17 protein-coding genes are annotated in these 20228 nt (G+C 49.7%); 10 read left to right on the plus strand and 7 right to left on the minus strand.

The window, feature by feature from the left end; translation table 11 throughout:
- Nucleotides 1-71 precede the first annotated feature (71 nt).
- Both J3B89_RS07160 and rarD read right to left on the minus strand, forming a co-directional pair.
- Complete coding sequence (locus tag J3B89_RS07160; protein ID WP_215396827.1) at nucleotides 72-749, minus strand: DUF599 domain-containing protein; 678 nt, start codon at nucleotides 747-749, stop codon at nucleotides 72-74.
- Between the two features lie 161 nt (nucleotides 750-910).
- A complete protein-coding gene (gene rarD / locus J3B89_RS07165) occupies nucleotides 911-1819 on the minus strand; it encodes an EamA family transporter RarD (protein WP_215396828.1) in 909 nt (302 codons plus the stop codon).
- Nucleotides 1820-2002: 183 nt separating this feature from the next.
- On the opposite strand from rarD, the gene recQ reads away from it, so the two are divergent.
- On the plus strand, nucleotides 2003-3826 hold the full coding sequence (recQ, locus tag J3B89_RS07170) for a DNA helicase RecQ (RefSeq protein ID WP_215396829.1): 1824 nt from the start codon (nucleotides 2003-2005) through the stop codon (nucleotides 3824-3826).
- Here recQ and J3B89_RS07175 read toward each other — a convergent pair.
- On the minus strand, nucleotides 3796-4101 hold the full coding sequence (locus J3B89_RS07175; protein WP_215396830.1) for a c-type cytochrome: 306 nt from the start codon (nucleotides 4099-4101) through the stop codon (nucleotides 3796-3798). The two genes, recQ and J3B89_RS07175, sit on opposite strands and share 31 nt — an antisense overlap.
- Before the next feature lie 196 nt (nucleotides 4102-4297).
- Here J3B89_RS07175 and J3B89_RS07180 point away from each other — a divergent pair, with 196 nt between their 5' ends.
- Together J3B89_RS07180 and J3B89_RS07185 are read left to right on the plus strand one after the other, a co-directional pair.
- Complete coding sequence (locus J3B89_RS07180) at nucleotides 4298-7162, plus strand: EAL domain-containing protein (protein WP_215396831.1); 2865 nt, start codon at nucleotides 4298-4300, stop codon at nucleotides 7160-7162.
- A 124-nt stretch (nucleotides 7163-7286) separates the two neighbouring features.
- The gene (locus J3B89_RS07185; protein WP_215396832.1) at nucleotides 7287-7892 is read left to right on the plus strand and encodes a YkgJ family cysteine cluster protein; all 606 of its coding nucleotides are present in this window, start codon (nucleotides 7287-7289) and stop codon (nucleotides 7890-7892) included.
- Nucleotides 7893-7941: 49 nt separating this feature from the next.
- Here J3B89_RS07185 and J3B89_RS07190 read toward each other — a convergent pair whose 3' ends face one another.
- The 3 genes from J3B89_RS07190 to J3B89_RS07200 are packed head-to-tail and all read right to left on the minus strand — an operon-like array spanning nucleotide 7942 to nucleotide 12203.
- A complete protein-coding gene (locus tag J3B89_RS07190; RefSeq protein ID WP_215396833.1) occupies nucleotides 7942-8964 on the minus strand; it encodes a zinc-binding alcohol dehydrogenase family protein in 1023 nt (340 codons plus the stop codon).
- Nucleotides 8965-8992: 28 nt separating this feature from the next.
- Entirely contained in the window at nucleotides 8993-10363 is a 1371-nt protein-coding gene (locus J3B89_RS07195) for a sigma-54-dependent transcriptional regulator (protein WP_215396834.1), read from the minus strand.
- Nucleotides 10356-12203, minus strand: coding sequence for a sensor histidine kinase (locus J3B89_RS07200; protein ID WP_215396835.1), 1848 nt, complete (start codon nucleotides 12201-12203; stop codon nucleotides 10356-10358). Before J3B89_RS07200 ends, J3B89_RS07195 begins: the two co-directional genes overlap by 8 nt.
- Nucleotides 12204-12530: 327 nt before the next feature.
- On the opposite strand from J3B89_RS07200, the gene J3B89_RS07205 reads away from it, so the two are divergent.
- From J3B89_RS07205 to J3B89_RS07230, 7 genes are all read left to right on the plus strand, one after another.
- Nucleotides 12531-13937: a cytochrome ubiquinol oxidase subunit I gene (locus tag J3B89_RS07205; RefSeq protein WP_215396836.1), complete on the plus strand. Its 1407-nt coding sequence runs from the start codon at nucleotides 12531-12533 to the stop codon at nucleotides 13935-13937.
- Entirely contained in the window at nucleotides 13937-14980 is a 1044-nt protein-coding gene (gene cydB, locus J3B89_RS07210) for a cytochrome d ubiquinol oxidase subunit II (protein WP_215396837.1), read from the plus strand. The genes J3B89_RS07205 and cydB overlap by 1 nt, the downstream gene beginning before the upstream one ends.
- On the plus strand, nucleotides 14980-15111 hold the full coding sequence (locus J3B89_RS21375; RefSeq protein ID WP_259238050.1) for a hypothetical protein: 132 nt from the start codon (nucleotides 14980-14982) through the stop codon (nucleotides 15109-15111). Before cydB ends, J3B89_RS21375 begins: the two co-directional genes overlap by 1 nt.
- A 143-nt stretch (nucleotides 15112-15254) precedes the next feature.
- The gene (locus J3B89_RS07215; protein WP_215396838.1) at nucleotides 15255-15572 is read left to right on the plus strand and encodes a hypothetical protein; all 318 of its coding nucleotides are present in this window, start codon (nucleotides 15255-15257) and stop codon (nucleotides 15570-15572) included.
- Between the two features lie 85 nt (nucleotides 15573-15657).
- Nucleotides 15658-16218, plus strand: coding sequence for a CBS domain-containing protein (locus J3B89_RS07220; RefSeq protein ID WP_215396839.1), 561 nt, complete (start codon nucleotides 15658-15660; stop codon nucleotides 16216-16218).
- A gap of 168 nt (nucleotides 16219-16386) precedes the next feature.
- Nucleotides 16387-18486, plus strand: a complete 2100-nt coding sequence (locus J3B89_RS07225) for a S9 family peptidase (protein WP_215396840.1) — start codon at nucleotides 16387-16389, stop codon at nucleotides 18484-18486.
- 115 nt (nucleotides 18487-18601) lie between these two features.
- The gene (locus tag J3B89_RS07230; RefSeq protein WP_215396841.1) at nucleotides 18602-19066 is read left to right on the plus strand and encodes a hypothetical protein; all 465 of its coding nucleotides are present in this window, start codon (nucleotides 18602-18604) and stop codon (nucleotides 19064-19066) included.
- Between the two features lie 19 nt (nucleotides 19067-19085).
- Here the strand turns inward: J3B89_RS07230 and J3B89_RS07235 are convergent, their stop codons facing one another.
- Nucleotides 19086-20060: a DUF4862 family protein gene (locus J3B89_RS07235; protein ID WP_215396842.1), complete on the minus strand. Its 975-nt coding sequence runs from the start codon at nucleotides 20058-20060 to the stop codon at nucleotides 19086-19088.
- Between the last annotated feature and the right edge of the window lie 168 nt (nucleotides 20061-20228).

Consider the following 20228-nt stretch of genomic DNA (forward strand, 5'->3'; position numbering starts at 1 on the left):
AGTTAAGCTGACTATCAGTTTGTTCAAATGCCCGGTGTTGCAGCTGCAGCCCGGGCATTTTGCATGCTAACTCAGCACTCCTGTAACGCTTTTAACACCTTAGAATGAAACTCACGGTGCTTCATAACCAACATTACCACCACTGACGCCACCATAAACAGTATCGGATCGATAAACCAGGTCAGTGCCGATAATGAAAAATAGATCGAACGCAAACCATAGTTAAACGAGTGCCCGGCCTGATCAATAACTTTGGCAGCGCGATTGGCATATAGTTTTTGGTCGTCAGCAGTCATATCGCGGCCATCAGGCGCAGCACCAATTAATACACCACAAAAACCATACTGGCGTAATGACCAGGTAAACTGAAAAAAAGCAAATACAAAAATAAATGCCAGCAGCAACAGCTTCAGTTGTACCGAGCTTTCACTGTAGCTGGCCCAGGGCACCAGATTAGACAACATCAGGCTGAGTTTTTCTGCTGACGCCATCGCCGTGAGCAAACCCGCCAGTATCAGCAGAGTGCTGGAAGCAAAAAAAGTGACATTACGCTCCAGTGTGGAAATAAGCCCGACATCGGCCATTTTGTTATCACGTAGTAACATCTTTTGCATCCAGTCATTGCGTTTTCGCCGCAGCTCAAACGACAGGCAAGACACCACTTTCGCACGACGTTTGGCAAATAACGTATAACCGACCCACAGGCAAAAAAACCAGACAACGGCAATTACATCAATGCTACCAGCCATCAAAGACCCCTTATTTCAGCTGTTTATACCCTTCGTCTTTCAAGATGCACGGTTGTTGGCTGCGCTCACTCACCCCAATCACATAGTATTACTATGCTCATGGGGATTCATTCACTTGCCGCCTACGTGCATCTTGAAATTCATTGGGTATACAGCTTACGTTATTTTAGTTTTGCCTGCTGCCGGCGCTGGCGGTTAAATTGCCACGCATCAGCGGTGTATAACAGTAACGCCAGCCAAATTAAGCCAAAAGTAACAAAACGATCTGCCGCAAAAGGCTCGTGATACACCCAAACACCAAATACAAACATAAAGCTTGGGCCTATGTACTGGAAAAAACCCATAGTGGATAACTGCAAACGCCGGGCAGCAGCGATAAAGCACAACAGCGGCACGGTGGTAACCAGGCCGGCCGCCATCAGATAGCCATTTAGCTGCCAGCTGTTGGCTAATAAATTTGCCGCGCTGCTGTCAGCAAACTGCCACCAGTACCATAGGGCCAGCGGTAGCAATAACACAGACTCATAAAACAAACCGGTAATCGCATCTACCGCCAGTTTTTTACGCATCAAACCATAAATAGCAAAAGAGCCGGCCAGTGTCAGTGCTATCCACGGCAGTGAGCCAAAAGTGATCAGTTGGATCAGCACACCGCTGGTAGCAAGCGCTACCGCCGTCCATTGCATTTTGCGCAGCCGCTCGCCTAAAAACAGCATACCCAGCAGCACGTTAAGCAGCGGGTTAATATAGTACCCCAGGCTGGCATCCAACATATGATGATTGTTTACCGCCCAGATAAACAAGCCCCAGTTACCGCCAAGCAATAAAGCCGACAACAGCAACCAGCCAAGCATTTTAGGCTGGCGTAAAATAGCCAGCACTTTATCGCCCTGGCGTAGCGCCAGCACTATTAATGACAGCAACACAAAAGACCAGACAATACGGTGCAGCAGAATTTCTGTTGCCGGAATAAAATCAATCTGTTTGAAATATAGCGGGGCCACACCCCATAAACTGTAAGCACTGGCGGCGAAGATGCCCCCAAGTTTTTGTTCACGACTTAACGACATGCAGGCAGGCTCCGGTAGATGAAGCGCCATTATACGCCCAAATAAGCCCGTCCAGCAGCTCACTTAACGACAAAAATGAGCCAGTTGGCTAAAGCTCCGGCGCAGATAAGTTTAATTTACTGTTTCTGAACACCGCATTTGCCATTAGAATGGCGGCTTATTTCAGCTGCCCGATGGTATTAAGTGATAGACGTTCTGCTACCCCTGTTAAAACAAGCCTTTGGTTACAGCGAATTCCGTGACGGCCAACTGGACGTGATCCAGGCGGCCTTGCAGGGGCAGGACAGCTTTGTGCTGATGCCAACCGGTGGTGGTAAATCGTTGTGCTATCAATTACCTGCATTATTGCTGCCACAGATCACCTTAGTGGTATCCCCACTGATGTCACTGATGAAAGATCAGGTTGATGCTCTTCAGACTAACGGTATTGCCGCTGCATTTATTAACAGCAGCCAAAGCCGTGAAGAAATACTGCAAATATTTGCCCGGCTACGCCGGGGTGAACTCAAGCTGCTATACGTAGCACCCGAGCGCCTGTTACAACCACAATTTCTTGACCGCCTGCAGGATTTGGGGGTCAGCCTGTTTGCCATTGATGAAGCCCACTGTATTTCTCAGTGGGGCCACGATTTCAGGCCAGACTATATGGCACTGGCACTGCTAAAACAGCGCTTCCCGGCGGTACCGGTAATGGCCTTAACCGCCACCGCAGACGGCGCCACACGCCAGGATATTCTGCAACAACTGAACCTGCAGCACCCCTTAGTGTATCTGGGCAGCTTTGACCGGCCGAATATCCGTTACACCGTACAGGAGAAATTCCGCCCGGTGGAACAACTGGTCAGTTACCTGCAACAGCAGGACGGTGCCAGCGGCATAGTATATTGCGGCTCCAGGCGCAAAGTGGATGAACTGACCGAACAGCTAAAACAGCGTGGTTTTAACGCAGCCGCTTACCATGCCGGCCTTAGTAGCGAAGAGCGCAATAAGGTGCAGGACGCCTTCAAGCGCGACGATTATCAGTTGATTATTGCCACTGTCGCCTTTGGCATGGGGGTAAATAAATCGAATATCCGTTATGTGGTGCACTTTGAACTGCCCCGCACCATTGAAGCTTATTATCAGGAAACCGGCCGTGCCGGGCGCGACGGTGTTGCAGCTGAAGCCATGCTGTTATTTGACCCGGCCGATATAGGCCGGATGAAGCGCTGGCTGGATGCCGAAGAAAATGCCCAGCGCGCTGAAGTAACCTGGCAGCGCTTTTTAGCTATGGCCGCCTTTGCCGAAGCGCAAACCTGCCGCCGCCTGGTATTGCTGAACTACTTTGGTGAAGCCCGGCAAACCCGCTGTGGCAACTGCGATATTTGCCTGCAGCCACCACAGCAATTTAACGGCACTGAGTTGGCGCAAAAAGCCCTGTCCTGTGTTTACCGTGTTGGCCAGAGTTTTGGTATGCATCATGTTATAGATGTACTGCGTGGGGGCCAAAGCCAAAAAGTGCTGGAGCTGGGCCATGACAAACTGTCAACCTGGGGCATTGGTAAAGAATTAAGCCATGATTACTGGCTGAGTATTTTACGTCAGCTGATCCATTTTGGCTTACTGCAGCAGGATATTACTGCCCATTCGGTATTAAAACTACAGCCGGCAGCCCGCCCGGTATTGCGTGGCGAAACTGAACTGTCGCTGGCCGTGCCCAGGCTACAAAGTGTAAAACGCGAACCAGAACGCCTGAGTAAACAGCAATACGACCGCGCTTTATTTGCCCGGCTTAAAACCCTGCGTAAACATATTGCCCAGCGCGACGATGTACCGCCTTTTGTGGTGTTCAGCGACGCCAGCTTAATTGAGATGTGCCAGCAACTGCCAACAGACAATCGCAGCCTATTGGCAATATCAGGCGTTGGCCAGACAAAGCTGGCCCGTTATGGTGCTGACTTTATTGATGAGATCAGCGATTATCTGGCCGCAGAGAATCAGCCGCCGGCCGGTAAGCTGGCAAAATAAGCGGCGATATTCGCCACATCAGCATCGGTTAAACCTGACGCCATTGGTGACATGATTGGGTTTTTCCGCTCGCCATCGCGATAAGCCTTAATTGAGCTTTCCAGATATTTTACTTTTTGCCCGGCCAGATTCGGGTAGTCAGGAATAATAGAAATGCCATTCGCGCCATGACAAGCTGCGCACACTGCGGCTTTGGCTTTACCGGCCGCAACGTCAGCCGCATTGGCAGATCCTGCCAGCAACAAAAGCCCGCACATCAGTAACAGTGGTTTCATAAAGTCTCCGAGTTGTTGTTTTCTTATTTAGTTATAACCTAAGTTGCTGCTGGCTCAAACCAGATAAAGCAGCCTTTAGCTGATCCGCATCAAAAGCAGGCCAAACAATGTTTTTTGCTGACACCATAGCACAGCATATGTTACTGTTCACAGCTCATTTCATTAACATTTTAACCTGCTGCGGAGAAAGCTGTCAGTGAGAACAGGCACTTACTGCTTATTGCTATTGATCTGGCTGTGTACCCTGCCTGCCCATGCATTTCATGCTGAAGTTAACATGCTGCACAGCCCGCTGCCGGAACAGCAGCGCCTGCAGCAGGTTTATTTTCAGGTTACGCCGCAGCAACTGGGTCTGGACGATATCCTGGCAGATCCGGAAAAACAGCATGCATTTAGCTTACTTGCGCCCTCGCAGCAGGTTTTGTTTGCCGAACATCAGGTAGTATGGCTATTTGCCCGCTTGCAGAATAACAGCCATCTGCAACGCCAGGTAGTGCTGGAATATGATTTTCCGATGGCTGATAAAATTGAAATCTACCAGCGCAACAGACAAACGCAAGACGTTCGCCTGCTTAGCCGCTCGGGTAATGATTACCCCTACACAGAGCGTGCGTTACCCTATCGCAGTTATGCTGTCAGCCTGAACCTTGCCGCGCACGAACAAACCGATATTTTTATCCGCGTACAGGATGCCGCCATAATACCCAGTGACTTATTACTGTGGCGTTATAACAGTTTTATTGCTTACGCCCAAAAAAGTGCCATTCTGGATGGCCTGCTACAAGGCATATTATTGCTGCTGGCGTTTTATAATCTGGTACAATTTTTCCGCCTAAAAGCAAAAAATTATCTGTACTACAGTGCCTTTTTTGTCAGCTTTGCGCTGGTTATTGCCGTACTTAACGGTATGGCCTTTGCCATGCTGTGGCCAGGCCACCCGGAAGTCAATCAGGCTATTTTGTATATCAGTGTCGGTACAGCGCTATTGTGCCTGAACTTATTTATTCACCACGCGCTACAGCATTTATATACACCTTTGTGGCGCAGGCTGAGCCACGCCAGCAGCTTTGCCGCTATGTTGCTGTTGTTCAGCCCGTTGTATGCCTCTGGCCAGTACCGGCTGTTGTTGTTGTTTCTGGCTTTGGGCTGGGTACTTGGCAGTAATATTATATTAGCGGTCCGCTTTACGCTGGCAGGCCAGCCACAAGCCCGCTCTTTTGTCTGGGCTTGCGTGTTTACGCTGTGCAGTGCGCTGTTACTGACCCTAAGCCAGGCTGGTTATCTGAACACTGGCTTTGACTGGCTATACCTGCTGCAATTATTAATGTTATTCAGCCTGGCATTAACCAGCTTTGGTTTGCAGAAAATACCGCGTCAAAGCGATGCAAACAGCTTAAGTATTAGCCAGTTACAACAATACCATGATATTTTTCATAACGCTGTTGAGGGTATGTTTACCACTACTTTGGATGGTAAATTGTTAAATGCTAACAATGCCCTGCTGGGTATTTTGCGTTACGACACCCTGGATGAACTTAAACGGGCTGTCAGTGAAAGCGGTATGGCACGTTTTTATGCCGATCCGGCCGAACGGCAAATGCTGGTGCAGCAATTGGAACTTGGCAACAACAAAAGTTTTGAGATTCAGGGTTTAAGATCCGATAACAGCCCGTTCTGGGCCTTGATGTCGGCACGGCTGGCGCGTTCAGTGAATAATCGCGATGCTTTCGTACATGGCTCAGTTATTGATATTACCGAACAAAAACTGGCCCATGAGCAGTTGGCCTATCTGGCTAACCACGACAGCCTTACTGCACTTTATAACCGTTTTTATTTTGAACAGCAGTTACAGGCCGTATGCCAGCAAGGCGGCACTACGGCTGGCTGCATGCTGTATATTGATATCGATCAGTTTAAACTTATCAATAACAACTGCAGCCATAGTGCAGGTAATGCTTTACTGAAACAGTTGAGCGAAGTGTTTAAACGTACACTTGGCCGTAACGGCCCGCTGGCCCGGCTCGACAGCGACGAGTTTGGTGTTTTATTAACCGGTAAGAATGCTAATGAGGCCTTTGCTCTGGCCTACCGTTTGCTGGATGCTGTAAAAGAATTCCGTTTTATCTGGCAAGATAGCATTTACCCCATCAGCGTCAGTATTGGCATCGCTGAAATCAGCGGCAGCAATATTGTCGCCGATGATGTTATAAAACAGGCCGATGCCGCCTGCAGCATTGCCAAAGACAAAGGCCGCAACCGTATTCAGCTATTTGATAGTAACGATCTGGAAACCCAGCGCCATCAGGCAGAAATGCAATGGGTTGCGCAACTGCGTGATGCCATAGCACAAGACCGTTTTGTCCTGTACCAGCAACCCATTCAGGCATTAAAACAGCCAGGCAATGGTATGCATTACGAAGTGCTGTTACGTCTGCATGGAGAAGACAATAGCCTGATTGGGCCCGGCAGCTTCCTGAGCTCTGCCGAACGTTTTGGTTTGATGCCGCAAATTGACCTCTGGGTAATCCGCCATTACTTCCGCTGGTTACAGCAGAACCCGCAGCATCTGCAACAACTGGAACTTTGCTGTATTAATGTGTCTGGCAGCTCGCTGATTGACAGTGGCTTTAAAGACCAGGTGCAACAGCTATTTACTGACTATCAAATTCCTTATCAGCATATCTGCTTTGAAATCACTGAAAGTGTGGCCATTGTTAATTTACAAAACACGCTAAGTTTTATTCAGTTTTTTCGTGGGCAGGGCTGTTTATTTGCGTTGGACGATTTTGGCAGTGGCTTTTCATCTTACAGCTACCTGAAGCACTTTCCGGCCGATTTTATTAAAATTGACGGCCACTTTGTGCGTGATTTACTGGACGACCAATACGATAAAGCCATAGTAAAATCTATCCACGAGGTTGCTAAAGCCGTAGGTATGCGAACTGTTGCCGAATATGTGGAAACCCAGGCCGTATGCGATGCCCTGCAACTGCTGGGCATTGATTATGTGCAAGGCCATGCCATAGCAAGGCCGATGCCCTTATTAACGTTATCCGGGTAACCCTAATTATATTTCTCCGCGCCTATTGCTGACAGATTGAACAACTCAGTACAATGGCGCTGCAACATTTCGTTGCTCCTTAACAGGCAAACCCAAATTAATAGTTATTTCGTTCGGAGTCTTTATGCAACGGCTGCGTGAATTATCGCGTCGTGTTGAGGCTGTGTATGGCGAAATAGCGGAAACATTTTCAGTGTACCAACAACAGCGTGGCTTAAATTGTCGTTCCGGCTGTGGTGAATGCTGTTTGCAACCGACGATAGAAGCGACGGTGCTGGAAATGATGCCGCTGGCATTACACTTGTTTGATCAAGGTAAAGCAGAACAAACACTGACACAACTCGAAGAGTTAACAGAGCCTCAGGGCTGTTTTTTTTATCAGAAGCTGTCATTTGACGGCAAACAGGGCCAGTGCAGCGTATACCAGCAGCGGCCCAGTATTTGCCGCTTGTTTGGCGCTTCAGGCTATCGCGACAAACAGGGTAAAACCTCTTTGTCGGTGTGTAAGGTCATTAAAACTGACCGGCCACAGCCATATCAGGACACACTGATAGCGCTGGAGTCTGATCCGCCGCCGCTGATGATTATGGCTAAAGAGCAGGTAAACGAGCTGGACTATGAACTGGGTAAACAACATTTACCCATTAACGATGCCTTGCAACAGGCGCTTGAAAAAGTGTTATTTAAAGCCTGGTATAGCGGCATGAACGACGATCAGCAGATTGCATAGCGCCGGATTTAACAGCAGCCAGATTTGGCTGCTGTACAGTCTAAACCTGCTAGTTCCAGCCTTCCAGCACCACTTTACCAATAGCAGTACCGCTTTCCAGCAGTAAATGAGCCCGGCGCAAATTATCGGCATTGATAGTGCCCATCGTTTGCTTTAGCGTGGTTTTTATCTGGCCTTGCTGAATAAGCCTTGCCAAATCAGTTAGCAACTGATGCTGCGCATTCATATCCGGCGTACCAAACATGGCACGGGTAAACATAAACTCCCAGTGCAGCGAAATACTTTTTTGCTTAAGCGGCATAATGTCAAGGCCGCCAACCGGGTCATCTATCAACGCCAGCTTGCCCTGTGGCGCCAGCAGTTGTACCAGCTCAGCATAATGCTGGTCGGTATGGGTTAAACTGGCAACATGGCTTACACAACTTAAATCAAGTGCTTTTAACTGCGGTAACAACGGCTGGCTGTGATCCAACACGTAATGTGCCCCCAGATCGATGACCCATTGCCTGGTTTCCGGCCTCGATGCCGTAGCAATAATGGTTGCCGTGGTTAATTGGCGGGCCAGTTGCACCAGTACTGAACCTACGCCACCGGCCGCACCGGTTACCAGCAGCACCGGACGCGGATGCTTTAAACTTGGCTGCTGAATTTCCAGCCGGTCAAACAATAGCTCCCAGGCGGTAATGGCAGTTAATGGTAAAGCTGCCGCTTCGGCGTAACTTAAACTATCCGGCATCACTGCGGCCAGGCGTTCATCAACCAGTTGCAGTTCACTGTTGCTGCCGGGGCGGGTTAATGAACCGGCATAAAATACTTTATCGCCCACTTTAAATAAACTGACATCTTCGCCTACCGCTACCACTTCACCGGCTGCGTCCCAGCCCAGAACTTTATGTTGTCCGGCTTCGGGCTGAACCCGCTTTCTGATTTTAGTATCGACCGGATTAACCGATATTGCGTGCACCCGTACCAGAATATCCCGGCCACTGGCTACCGGATCGGCCAGTTCAATATCAACCAGCGCTTGTGGATCGGTTGCCGGTAGTGACTGCTGATAACCTACTGCTTTCATTTTTATTCTCCAAGTTTTGCTGCCTACCTTAATCTGCCAGTTGGTAGCGGTCAATTTTCTTTAGTAACCCCTGCCGGGATAACCCCAGTTGGCGTGCAGCCTGGCTTTTATTACCGGTACATTGCTCAAGTGCTTGTTTAATCATGCGTATTTCTAATTGCTGCACAGCCTGGTCTAACAATTGTACACCTGTCTCTGTTACCACTTGTGTAGTGTCCGAAGTACCGGCCTCCGGGTGCAACAAGCTGATATCTGCCATACTGATCACTCCGCCCTGTGCCACTGCGGCGACGCTTTCCAGTGTGTTTTTCAACTCACGGATATTACCCGGCCACTCGCGCTGTAAAAACCAGCTTAGTGCAGTGCTGTCCAGTTTTAAACGTTGCCCCTGCTGCTGCGATAATTGCTCAAGAAAAAACTGCAACAGCAGCGGTATATCCTGACTGCGGCTGCTAAGCGCTACGGTTTCCAGCGTAATGCCTTTAATACGGTAATACAGATCTTCACGAAACAGGCCTTTTTGTACCAATTGTGGCAAATTAGCATTGGTGGCAGAAATAAGCCGTAAGTCAATTTTCTGCTGCTCACGCCCGCCAACCGGGAAAAAAGTGCCTTCCTGCAACACCCGCAACAGCTTTACCTGCATCGGTAACGGCATTTCGCCAATTTCATCGAGAAACAAAGTGCCACCATCAGCCAGTTTCAGCAACCCCGGCCGGTCTTTATCGGCCCCGGTAAAAGCACCTTTAACATAGCCAAACAGCTCACTTTCGAGCAGGTCGGCCGGAATGGCGCCACAATGCACAGACACAAAGGCTTGCTCTGCACGCCGGCTCAGCTCATGCAATGCCCGTGATACCACTTCTTTACCGGTACCGGATGGCCCGGTTACCAACACCCGTACATCAGTAGGAGCAATACGCTGGATCAGCGTTCGCATAGCCTCCATCGCCGGTGATACGCCAATTAAACGCTGTACAGCGTTACTGGCCTGGCGTTGTTGTTTCAGTTGGCTAAGCTCTTGTTCAAGCTGATGCTTACCCAGCGCGCGCTTTATTACTACGGCCAGTAAATCCGGGTCGACCGGTTTGGCAATAAAATCCCAGGCACCAAGCGCTATGGCATCCAACGCCAGTTGCCGCTCAGCATGGCCGGTTAAAATAATTACCGGCCTGGCAATAAATTCCGGCAGGGCCTGTAGAGTGTGCTGCGGGTTAAATTGGGGCGGTAATGATAAATCAAGCAAAATTAAGTCAGCGTCAAATTGCTGTAATTGCTGGCGTGCCTCGGTTAAATCTGCCGCCGTGACGACCTGATAACCACTGTTTTGCAACCAGCTTTGCGCCAACTGGCGAAATGCCGGTTCATCGTCAATCAGTAATATGCGGCCTTTATTCATTTTTGCTGTCTTCTGTATTTAAATTAAAACGTAATTCAAAGCTGACCGGCCAGCCAAGATCAGTACGGTGGCTAATTTCGCCACCATGCGCCTGCATAATGCGCCGTACTATCGCCAGCCCCAGGCCGCTACCGCCAGCCCGTTTGCTGACAAAAGGCTGAAACAGGCTGCTATGCTGTTCAGGAGCAATAGCCGGGCCATTATTGTGTATATACAACAGCAACTGCGCCCCCTGTTGCTGCGCCTGCAGCTTAATAATGGCGCCATTCTGATTACGGCAAAACGCCAGCGCATTATCCAGCAGGTTTACGATTACCTGCTGCAAGCGGTAGACATCGGCGGTGATCAGCAGTTGTTCATCAACCTCTAACTGACAACTTACACCTTGCCAGTCGTGTTGCTGTATCAGGCTTTGCAACAGTGCATTAAGTGGTACTGTCGTTAATTGCAACTGCAGCTGGCCGGAATAACTCAGTAAATCGGCAATTAGCCGGTCGGCACGTTTTAACTGCTGCCGAATATGCCGGCGGGTATCGTCTGCCGTACTTGCTGCGGCCATGGCAATAATATTCAGCGGATTTCTCAGCTCATGTGCCATCGCGGCCGATAATGCGCCAAGCTCAACCAGATGCTGTTGATCCAGCCGTTTCCGTTCAGCCTCGGCCAGCTTTAATGATTGCTCCAGAATACGGCAACTACTCAGCAATAAGGCAGCAAACACCTCGCCTTGCAACCTGTAACCAGGCGTAACATCATCCCAGCCTTTGAGCTCATAATGCCAGCCTCCGCTGCCGCGCTGGCAGTGAATTTGCAGTTGGGCCGCCACGGCCTGAGTCTGCGGCAAATGCACAGCAACACGCATACGCAACTGTTGTGCTAATAATGTGCTGCCAAGCGCCGCCAACTCTGTCCAGCTTTCACTTTGTTGCAACTGCGAGCGCCAGCGCTCCAGCAAAGCTTCATTTAATGTAACGCCGGGATATATCAACCGCCTGGCAAGTGCCGCCACAGGCTGATAACAGGCGGCCGATAATAACAGTAACAAAGCAGAATACAGCCACAGCTGCCACGCCGGAACCGCCGACAGTGCCCGCATACCAAACTGCCCCAACATAGCGCTGACCAGTGCCATCAATGCCAGCACCACCAACAACATGCAAAACCACAACAATGCCTTATTGGCAAAAGCATTAATAGCCAGTACCTGATACCGCACCACACCATATACCAGCAATAACAGATAGCTGGGTAATAACAGCATCGGGTACGGATACCAGGTCAGGCCAAGAGACGGAAATATAAAACTGGTCGCCAGCAATAAGCCCCAACCACCGGCGATAAACATCGCACCGATAGAACGCTTGCGGTTACCGGAATGATGGCGCCAGCCATACAACAACACGCCATGGGCGGCAATACCCAATAACACGGTGTACACCAGGTTTAACCAGCCCAGCCCCTGAAAAGCAAAAAAGGCATTAAAACCGGTAGTAGCAATAATTTTACCACCGTTAAACAGCCAACTCAGGGCAATTAGCAGACAAGTGAAGCCATAGAGCACAGGGATCTGCCGTTGTAACATCTTTAGCCGTGATGACAATGGCCGGCCTGCTGCGACAAATTGCAAAGCAAAATGTAAAAAACACATTGGCATTAGCGGGTTTGCCAGTACCAATGCAATGCCCAACTGCGGCCACTGATGCAAAATGGCAATATGACCCGCGCACCACAAGGCCATCATGGCGGCAAACCCTGCCAATGCCGGCATACCCGTTTGGCGCTGGCCCTGCCAGAGTAACCAGCCAGCCAGTAATACCGCACAGCCACTGGTCAACAGCATGCTTATTTCAAATATTAAGTACAGTGGCACTGTAAACCTCGTTTACATTAACCTGAAGTGCGGATCGTAAACCTTGTTTACACGCCAAACAAGGGAAATATAAAAATTGATATAAATCATAAAGTAATAAGTATACTCACAAAGTGGTAAGCATCTTGCAAATCTTGTTGCATAAACCCAGTTATATAAACCAAGCAGATGTCGCAGTAAGAGAGTACGTTATGAATAGTAGTTTATTAATCACTGAAGTTTTGGCACTAAGCCTGATGGTGGCCGTAGCGCTGGCGCCTGCCCTGTACTGCTATTTGCAGCAGCGGAGACGCTGATATGGAACTGGATGCTGCGCTGTTATCCCGTTTGCAGTTTGCGTTTACCGTTAGTTTCCACATTATTTTTCCGTCTATTACCATCGGCCTGGCCACGCTGATTGCGATTTGGGAGGGCCTATGGCTGAAAACCGGCAACCCTGTGTATTTGCAACTGGCTAAATTCTGGATCAAGCCTTTCGCCATTACTTTTGGTATGGGAGTGGTATCGGGCATAGTGTTGTCGTACGAATTTGGCACCAACTTTTCTGAGTTTTCCCGCATTACCGGCGCAGTACTGGGGCCATTAATGGCGTACGAAGTATTGACCGCGTTTTTCCTTGAGGCTGGCTTTCTTGGCATTATGCTGTTTGGCTGGCAGCGCGTTGGGCCTAAGCTGCATTTTATGGCTACGGTGGTAGTAGCAGTAGGCACCTGGATTTCGGCGTTTTGGATTATTGCTGCTAACTCCTGGATGCATACACCGGCCGGCCATATTATTGTTGATGGCGTATTCCAGGTAGACAGCTGGTGGCAGGTCATTTTTAACCCGTCAATGCCATACCGCTTTACTCATATGTTACTGGCGGCTTTTATTACCGGCACTTTCGTTGTGCTAGCCACCAGCGCATGGCAACTGCGGCACAGCGAGCACAAAAATATGGCCCGCAAAGGCTTGTCGATGACACTGTGGCTGGCACTGATTTTAACGCCGCTGCAGGCTTATGTCGGTGATTTGCACGGCCTGAATGTAAAAGAGCATCAGCCGGTAAAACTGGCCGCAATGGAGGGTATTTGGGCCGAGCGTGAAGCCGGTGCGCCGCTGCTGCTATTCGCTATTCCTGACAGAGTGGCGGAAAAAAACCATTTTGAAATAGGTATCCCAAAACTGGCCAGCCTGATTTTAACCCACGACCCCGATGGCGAACTGATGGGCTTAAAGGCAGTACCGGCGGACGAGCGGCCTAACGTTGCTGTCGTGTTTTTCTCGTTCCGCGTTATGGTCGGTATTGGCGTGCTGATGATTTTAACTGCATTTGCCGGTGCGTTCTTACGCTGGCGCGGCACCTTATACCAGAGCCGCTGGTTTTTAACTGCCTGCAGTTATCTGGCGCCAAGCGGTATTATTGCCGTGCTGGCGGGCTGGTATGTGGTAGAAGTTGGCCGCCAACCCTGGCTGGTACATGGCCTGGTACGTACCATTGATGTGGTGTCGCCTCTGCCGGCAGAACGGGTGCTGTTTTCTCTTACCCTGTTTGTGCTGACATACAGTCTGCTGTTTGGTGTTTACCTGTACTTTATGCGCAAGCTTATTCGTAAAGGGCCGCCACCGATGGAAAAACTGTCACAGCAACTGATTGGTGTTAAAGCATCGGGCTATGCCGTAGCGCTGGCCAAACATATAAAACCGGAACAGGAGCAACGCTAATGGAACTACAAATAGGTCTGCCTTTGTTTTATTTCCTGTTGCTGGGTTTTGCCATTTTAATGTACGTGCTGCTGGATGGCTTCGATTTAGGCATCGGTATTTTGTATCCGTGGTTTAACACCGACGCTGAGCACGATCATTTAATGCGTTCTATTTCGCATGTCTGGGATGGCAACGAAACCTGGCTGGTATTTGGCGGTGTGATCCTGTTTGGCGCTTTTCCGCTGGCGTATGCCAGTATCGCTTCATTACTGTACCTGCCGATTATGCTGATGCTGATAGGCCTGATCTTTCGCGGCGTGGCGTTTGAATACCGCTTTAAATCCCATACCTCTAAAATATGGTGGAACCGGGCTTTTGCCATAGGTTCCAGCCTGGCAGCGTTTTGTCAGGGCCTGATGCTGGGTGTGTTAGTGCAAGGTGTTGATGCCGACAGCATAGCCTCGTCCAGCTTGCAGTGGTTAACGCCGTTTAGCCTGTTTACCGGTTTAGCCGTTATGGCAGGCTATGCTTTGCTGGGTTGTACTTACCTGACGATGAAAAGCAGAGGTGATATTCAGCAAAAAGCCGCCCGCTACGGCCAGCGCCTGCTGTTATTTGTGATGCTGGCGATGTTGTTAGTGAGTTTATTTACGCTTTACAAGCAACCGGAAATTCGCGAGCGCTGGTTTGGCGGCGCCCACAGCCTGATCCTGATGTTACTGCCGTTGATGGCTATACTGGCAGCCAGGCTGTTGTTCCGTGATTTAGGCCGGGTACAGCGCCAGTTTGCTGCCGAGGCAGATATCAGCATCCGCCACGAAAGCCGCCCGTTCTGGCTGGCAGCCAGTTTGTTTTTGCTGGCTTTTGCCGGTTTGGTTGCGGGGCTGTTTCCTTACTTACTGCCGCATCAGATCAGCTTTTATACCGCAGCAGCACCTGACAGCAGCTTAAGCTTTATGCTACCGGGCGTACTGATCTTTTTACCGCTGATCCTGGCGTATACCTTATGGGGTTATCATATCTTTCGCGGTAAGGTGGAAGACTATGAGGAGGGCTACTAATGGTAAAACTATCGCTGCCTAACGGACGGCCATTGCCTAAAATAGTCTGGTTTATTCTGCTGTATCTGGTGGGTTTAGGCAGCCTGACATTGGTTGCACTGTTACTGAAAAGCCTACTCTCCGGCCTGTAAACGCCACTGTGTCGTGCAAAAATAGTCGTTAATCGCAATTTCCGGCTATTTTTGCAGCGCCCCCTTGCGCAAGGTATTACAAGCGCTCATTATCAAATGACATCGTGTTACCTTAAAACGGTGTATTAAGTGAATGAGGTTGTATGCGCTGGCTAAGTAGTTTTGCCTTACTGTTGTATCTGAGTTTATTGTGCACGCCGCAAGCCTTTGCTGTGCATGATCAGCGGTTATCGCCGCTGGCAGATACTCAGTTTCATGCGCTTACACCGTCTACTTCGCACCACACAGTAACAACAGAACAAGACAGCACTGACGAACCACAACCTGTGCTGCCGGTTTCTGCCGGTACTACCGCCTTAGCTTTTTTCAGCACAGTTTATGCTGTGCGCAGTGTATTTAACAAAGCACCGTTCTTAGTTTCGCTGCAGGCCCGTGCCCCGCCGGTTTTGCCCTCACATTAAGTTTCAGCCAGAACAGCCTTGCTGTTCATAGTTAAATTATTTTTTAGCCGGTATGGCCTCTGCGTGCCGGCATGTGAGGAACACCATGAAAACATTAGCATTATACTCTGTTGAAGCCATTGATCATTTAGTACAACCTACAGATTTTGACGGTATGACATTAAACTCACCGGCACTGACCGTAGTGACCGACTTTAAACACAGCCAGCCTAATACTGTAATTGCATCTACCACAGCACGTGATGCGCTGGACATGATGCAACAGGAACAAACCAAGCTTAAGCTGGTAGTTGATCACGACGCCGAATTGGTGGGATTACTACACCTTGACCAGTTGTCAGATCAGTCGATTATGCGCCGTATTGCCTTTGGCGACAGCCGTGATGATATTACTGTAGCTGACTTAATGCGCCCGCGTGAGCGTATTAAAGCACTGGCGTATCAGCAACTGCAGCACTGTAGCATTGCTGATGTGGTTAATACGCTGCAATCAAGTGGTGAGCAACACTGCGTGGTAGTAGACCGTGAATCACACCAGATCCGCGGTGTAATAAGCGCGCAGGATATTGCCCGGCGTTTACGTATGCAGTTGCATATTCAGCAAGCCCCCACCTTTTTGCATATCTTCGACAGCTTATCTGCCTGATGCTAAAACGGCTGGCCTTAGCGCCAGCCTTTTTCTTTGCCGTATTACCACAGCATATTAGCTATGCCGCTTAAAACCTGCGCTTTGCCGCTGTGGGGTTTGTACTCACGTCTGGATCGGGTTAGGTTTAAGCAAAAATAAACTTAAACTACATTATCCGGGAGCATTATGCGTACATTTACCCGCTCAGCGCTGGTGATCGCCACCAGCTTATTACTGAGCAGCCCTGCCTTACTGGCTGAAGAGCCTGTTGCCGTATCGGGCGCAGCCCACGCCACTACAACAGCCAGCAGCCGTTATTTTGAGGCCGAAGATATTTTCGCACTGGAGTATGCCGCTGATGTGCAAATATCACCGGATGGCAGCAAAATTGTCTATGTACGTGCCAGTAATGACATTATGACTGACAGTACCCGCAACAGCCTGTGGTTAGTGGATGTAAAAACCGGCCAGCAATTACCGCTGTTTGCCGACCAGTTTAATTACAGCCAGCCACGCTGGTCTGCTGATGGCAAACAGCTGGCATTTATTTCTGACATGAGCGGCTCCAGGCAAATTCATCTGCACTGGCTGGCAGAAAATAAAACTGCCCAGTTATCTAAATTACGGCAAAGCCCGTCTAACCTGGTTTGGTCACCGGATGGCAAACAACTGGCTTTTACCATGAATGTCGATGCCCGTGAGGCCGCAGTAAAGCAAAGTGTTAAGCGGGTAAAAAAACCTAATGGTGCCAAATGGTCTGAACCTGCCGTAGTGCTGGACCGGGTGCGTTATCAGGCTGACGGCCAGGGCTTTTTAAAGCCGCAGTTCCGGCAAATATTTGTTCTGCCGGCCAGTGGCGGCATTGAACGCCAGTTAACTCAGGGTGACTTTAATTACGGTAGCGATTTAAGCTTTACACCGGATAGCAAAGCGCTGGTGTTTTCTGCCAACCTCGACCCCGACTGGGAATATCAGCCACGTGACAGCAATTTATATAAGCTGGATTTAGCCACAGAACAGTTAACAGCCCTTACTACTATGCCAGGCAGTGAATCATCACCGGTGTTTTCGCCCGACGGTAAACAACTGGCGTTTTTATGGCAAAACAATGCTCTGGTGCCTTACAGCAACAGCAAGCTGAAAGTTTTAAACCTGAGTTCAAACAACATCAGCGACATTGCTGCAGACTTTGATCGCAGTATCGACCAACCAAACTGGCTGAATAACTCCAGCTTTGTGGTGCAATACGATGATCGCGGTCAGCGCAAGCTGGCTACCTTGAGTAGCAGCGGCAAAATTACCGAGCTTACCGCCAGTTTAGGTGGTGTATCCCAGCCGCAGCCTTATTTAAGCGGCTCATACTCGGTGGCGAATAACGGCACCATCGCCTATACCCATGGCACCAGCCAGCGTCCAAGCGAGGTTGCCGTCCTGCAAAAGGGTAAAACTACGGTACTTACTGCCCTGAACGACGATTTGCTCGGCCATAAAAAGCTGGCACAGGTACATGAAATTACTTATAAGTCATCTTTTGACGGCGAAGAAATACAAGGCTGGTATATGACACCGCCGGACTTTGACCCGGCGAAGAAATACCCGCTGTTGCTTGAAATTCACGGCGGCCCGCACTTAGCCTATGGTGCCCAGTGGAGTGCGGAAATGCAGCGCTATGCCAAAGAAGGTTATGTGGTGTTTTATGACAACCACCGCGGTAGCTCATCGTACGGCGAGCGTTTTGCCATGTTGCTGCACAATAAATACAGCTCACCGGAAGACTACGCCGACCACGACAGCGGCGTAAATGCGATGCTGGCACTGGGTTTTATTGATGAAAATAACCTGTTTATCGGCGGCGGCTCAGCCGGTGGTATTGCTACCGCTTATGCCATAGGCCTGACCGACCGCTACAAAGCCGCAGCAGTGGTAAAACCGATTATTAACTGGTTAAGTAAAGTGCTAACCGGCGACACTTATACCTATCAGACCTTTCACCAGTTCCCCGGCGTGCCATGGGAAAATGTCGAGCACTACTGGCAGCGCTCGCCGCTAAGCCTGGTGGGCAATGTAAAAACCCCGACTATTCTGATCACCGGTGAAGCAGACCGGCGCACACCTATTTCAGAATCAGAGCAGTTTTATCAGGCGCTGAAACTACGCCGGGTTGATACTACTCTGGTGCGGGTACCGGGCTCACCGCACGGTATTTCTAACCGCCCCAGCCGGATGATTGAAAAAGTAGAGTATATGCTGGCCTGGTTTGAAAAATACCGCACGCCTTCTAACTAAGTTACGGCTTACAGTGCCGGCTAATCAGAGCCGGCATGAACCGGTTTAATTACTATTGTTGTTTGAATAAAGGCGGCATGCTACCTTGCCGCCTGTTGTATTTGCCGGAGTGCCTGTGATGGTGGCCAAGCTTATTATTTTTAGTATCCGCTCGCTTATTTCCCTGCTGCTGGGCGTGGCGCATGTGTATTTTGTGATCTTGTGTTTTGGTTTTATCGCTACGATAAACCCGGTACAACTGTGGATCATGGACTCCGATACCTTACGCGGCTCTGCACTGTTATGGCTTTCCATTATGGATTTAGTGCTGCATCTGCTGCTGGCGGTTCCGGTTGTAATCGCTCTGCTGTATCTGCAAACCCAGCTACGCCGTTACCACCTGTGTCTGGTTGCTGTGCCAATGCTGGGTTTTGGTTTATATAGTTTGTGGCTGTTGTTTAGCCAGCGGCACGAGCTTAGCCTGACCTACCTTAGCTATATCAACACCCTGCTGCCGGCTTTTGCATTACTGCTTGTTGGCTTTTTGGCGCTAAAACACTTTGGTCATATTAAACCTGCAGCCGCGTCCTTGCGGCTGTAACAGTTACGGTTTTAACACCCTACGACGTAAAAAAATAACGGTCTAATATCGCCAGCGTATCGCGGATATACCCCATGCGTTGCCTGATGTCGGCGCTATGTGGCCGGATACCAATTTTTGCCCCTAACACCGGCAAGCCTGCGGCATCGTTGCACGCAGCCAAACAACTGTGCATGGCCTGTTCTGTCATCCAGCTGCCGGGTTCACCATTTACTACCAGCCCGCTGCTCTGCGGTGGTTGATGGCTATCGCGCCAGGCACCGTATTCGCTATCCTGATCCGATACCCCGGAAAACATCAGCCCGCTTAGTACACCTGCAGCCTGTACTGCCTGAATATGCTCAACAGCACCTGCCACCCGGCGGGTTTCAAATACCGAGCGCCCCCAGTTAATTACCATACCTAATTGCTGCTCTTTGCCCAGCTCGGTATTTAACTGCGTGATAACGTCCAGCTCATCACTTAGTGCTAAAAAGCCTTTTGATGGTGTCTGGCTGGCAAGGTATGCATCGCAGTGTTCAATCACAATACGGGCGCCATGCCAGTTCCAGCTAAGCATAGTGCGCAGCGATGCCATCAGCGCCGATTTAGAGGATGACGCTTTATGCCTTGCCGGTGCCGTCTGGATTTGAATTGCAGTAACTGCCTGGCGCCCCAGGTGGGCATTTAATTTACCAATTGCTGTGCAGGCTTGCTGCATAAAGTTAAGAGCAGCCAGGCGCCCGGCTTCATCATCAGAGGCAATACCAAACATTGGGTTTTGCCCCAGTGCATTCATAATGCCGGGAATACAGGTAAATACGTAATGCCACTGCGGGTCGATATTGGCTAAAAACCAGTTGTCATCATGCTGATGCAAAGCACCTAAAAACGGGTGCTCCAGGCCTTTGATATTCGGCAGCGCTTTTAATTCGTTGTAATACGCTGTTTCCAGCATAGGATCCCAGCCACTATGGTTGGGAGAAGCGGCATAAGCGCCCAGATAATATTGCACAATAAATTTCCTTAGCTGATGCGGTAACTGACAAAAATACAGGCCGGATAAAACGCCAAGATTACCATGTTGCCAGCGTTTTGCCTGCAAAGGCCGCAGTATTTGTTGCCGGTGGCAATTTTAGCGGCCAAATAATAACGGCCAGCTAAGCTGACCGTTATATTAGAG

The organism is Rheinheimera oceanensis (assembly GCF_018831085.1).
Taxonomy (GTDB): domain Bacteria; phylum Pseudomonadota; class Gammaproteobacteria; order Enterobacterales; family Alteromonadaceae; genus Alishewanella; species Alishewanella oceanensis.

What these genes read in the sequence shown, in the direction of transcription:
- J3B89_RS07160 (WP_215396827.1), bottom strand. Translation starts at nt 749, where the DNA reads ATGGCTGGTAGCATTGATGTAATTGCCGTTGTCTGGTTTTTTTGCCTG.
- rarD (WP_215396828.1), bottom strand. Translation starts at nt 1,819, where the DNA reads ATGTCGTTAAGTCGTGAACAAAAACTTGGGGGCATCTTCGCCGCCAGT.
- J3B89_RS07175 (WP_215396830.1), bottom strand. Translation starts at nt 4,101, where the DNA reads ATGAAACCACTGTTACTGATGTGCGGGCTTTTGTTGCTGGCAGGATCT.
- J3B89_RS07185 (WP_215396832.1), top strand. Translation starts at nt 7,287, where the DNA reads ATGCAACGGCTGCGTGAATTATCGCGTCGTGTTGAGGCTGTGTATGGC.
- J3B89_RS07190 (WP_215396833.1), bottom strand. Translation starts at nt 8,964, where the DNA reads ATGAAAGCAGTAGGTTATCAGCAGTCACTACCGGCAACCGATCCACAA.
- J3B89_RS07195 (WP_215396834.1), bottom strand. Translation starts at nt 10,363, where the DNA reads ATGAATAAAGGCCGCATATTACTGATTGACGATGAACCGGCATTTCGC.
- J3B89_RS07200 (WP_215396835.1), bottom strand. Translation starts at nt 12,203, where the DNA reads ATGCTGTTGACCAGTGGCTGTGCGGTATTACTGGCTGGCTGGTTACTC.
- J3B89_RS07205 (WP_215396836.1), top strand. Translation starts at nt 12,531, where the DNA reads ATGGAACTGGATGCTGCGCTGTTATCCCGTTTGCAGTTTGCGTTTACC.
- cydB (WP_215396837.1), top strand. Translation starts at nt 13,937, where the DNA reads ATGGAACTACAAATAGGTCTGCCTTTGTTTTATTTCCTGTTGCTGGGT.
- J3B89_RS21375 (WP_259238050.1), top strand. Translation starts at nt 14,980, where the DNA reads ATGGTAAAACTATCGCTGCCTAACGGACGGCCATTGCCTAAAATAGTC.
- J3B89_RS07215 (WP_215396838.1), top strand. Translation starts at nt 15,255, where the DNA reads ATGCGCTGGCTAAGTAGTTTTGCCTTACTGTTGTATCTGAGTTTATTG.
- J3B89_RS07220 (WP_215396839.1), top strand. Translation starts at nt 15,658, where the DNA reads ATGAAAACATTAGCATTATACTCTGTTGAAGCCATTGATCATTTAGTA.
- J3B89_RS07225 (WP_215396840.1), top strand. Translation starts at nt 16,387, where the DNA reads ATGCGTACATTTACCCGCTCAGCGCTGGTGATCGCCACCAGCTTATTA.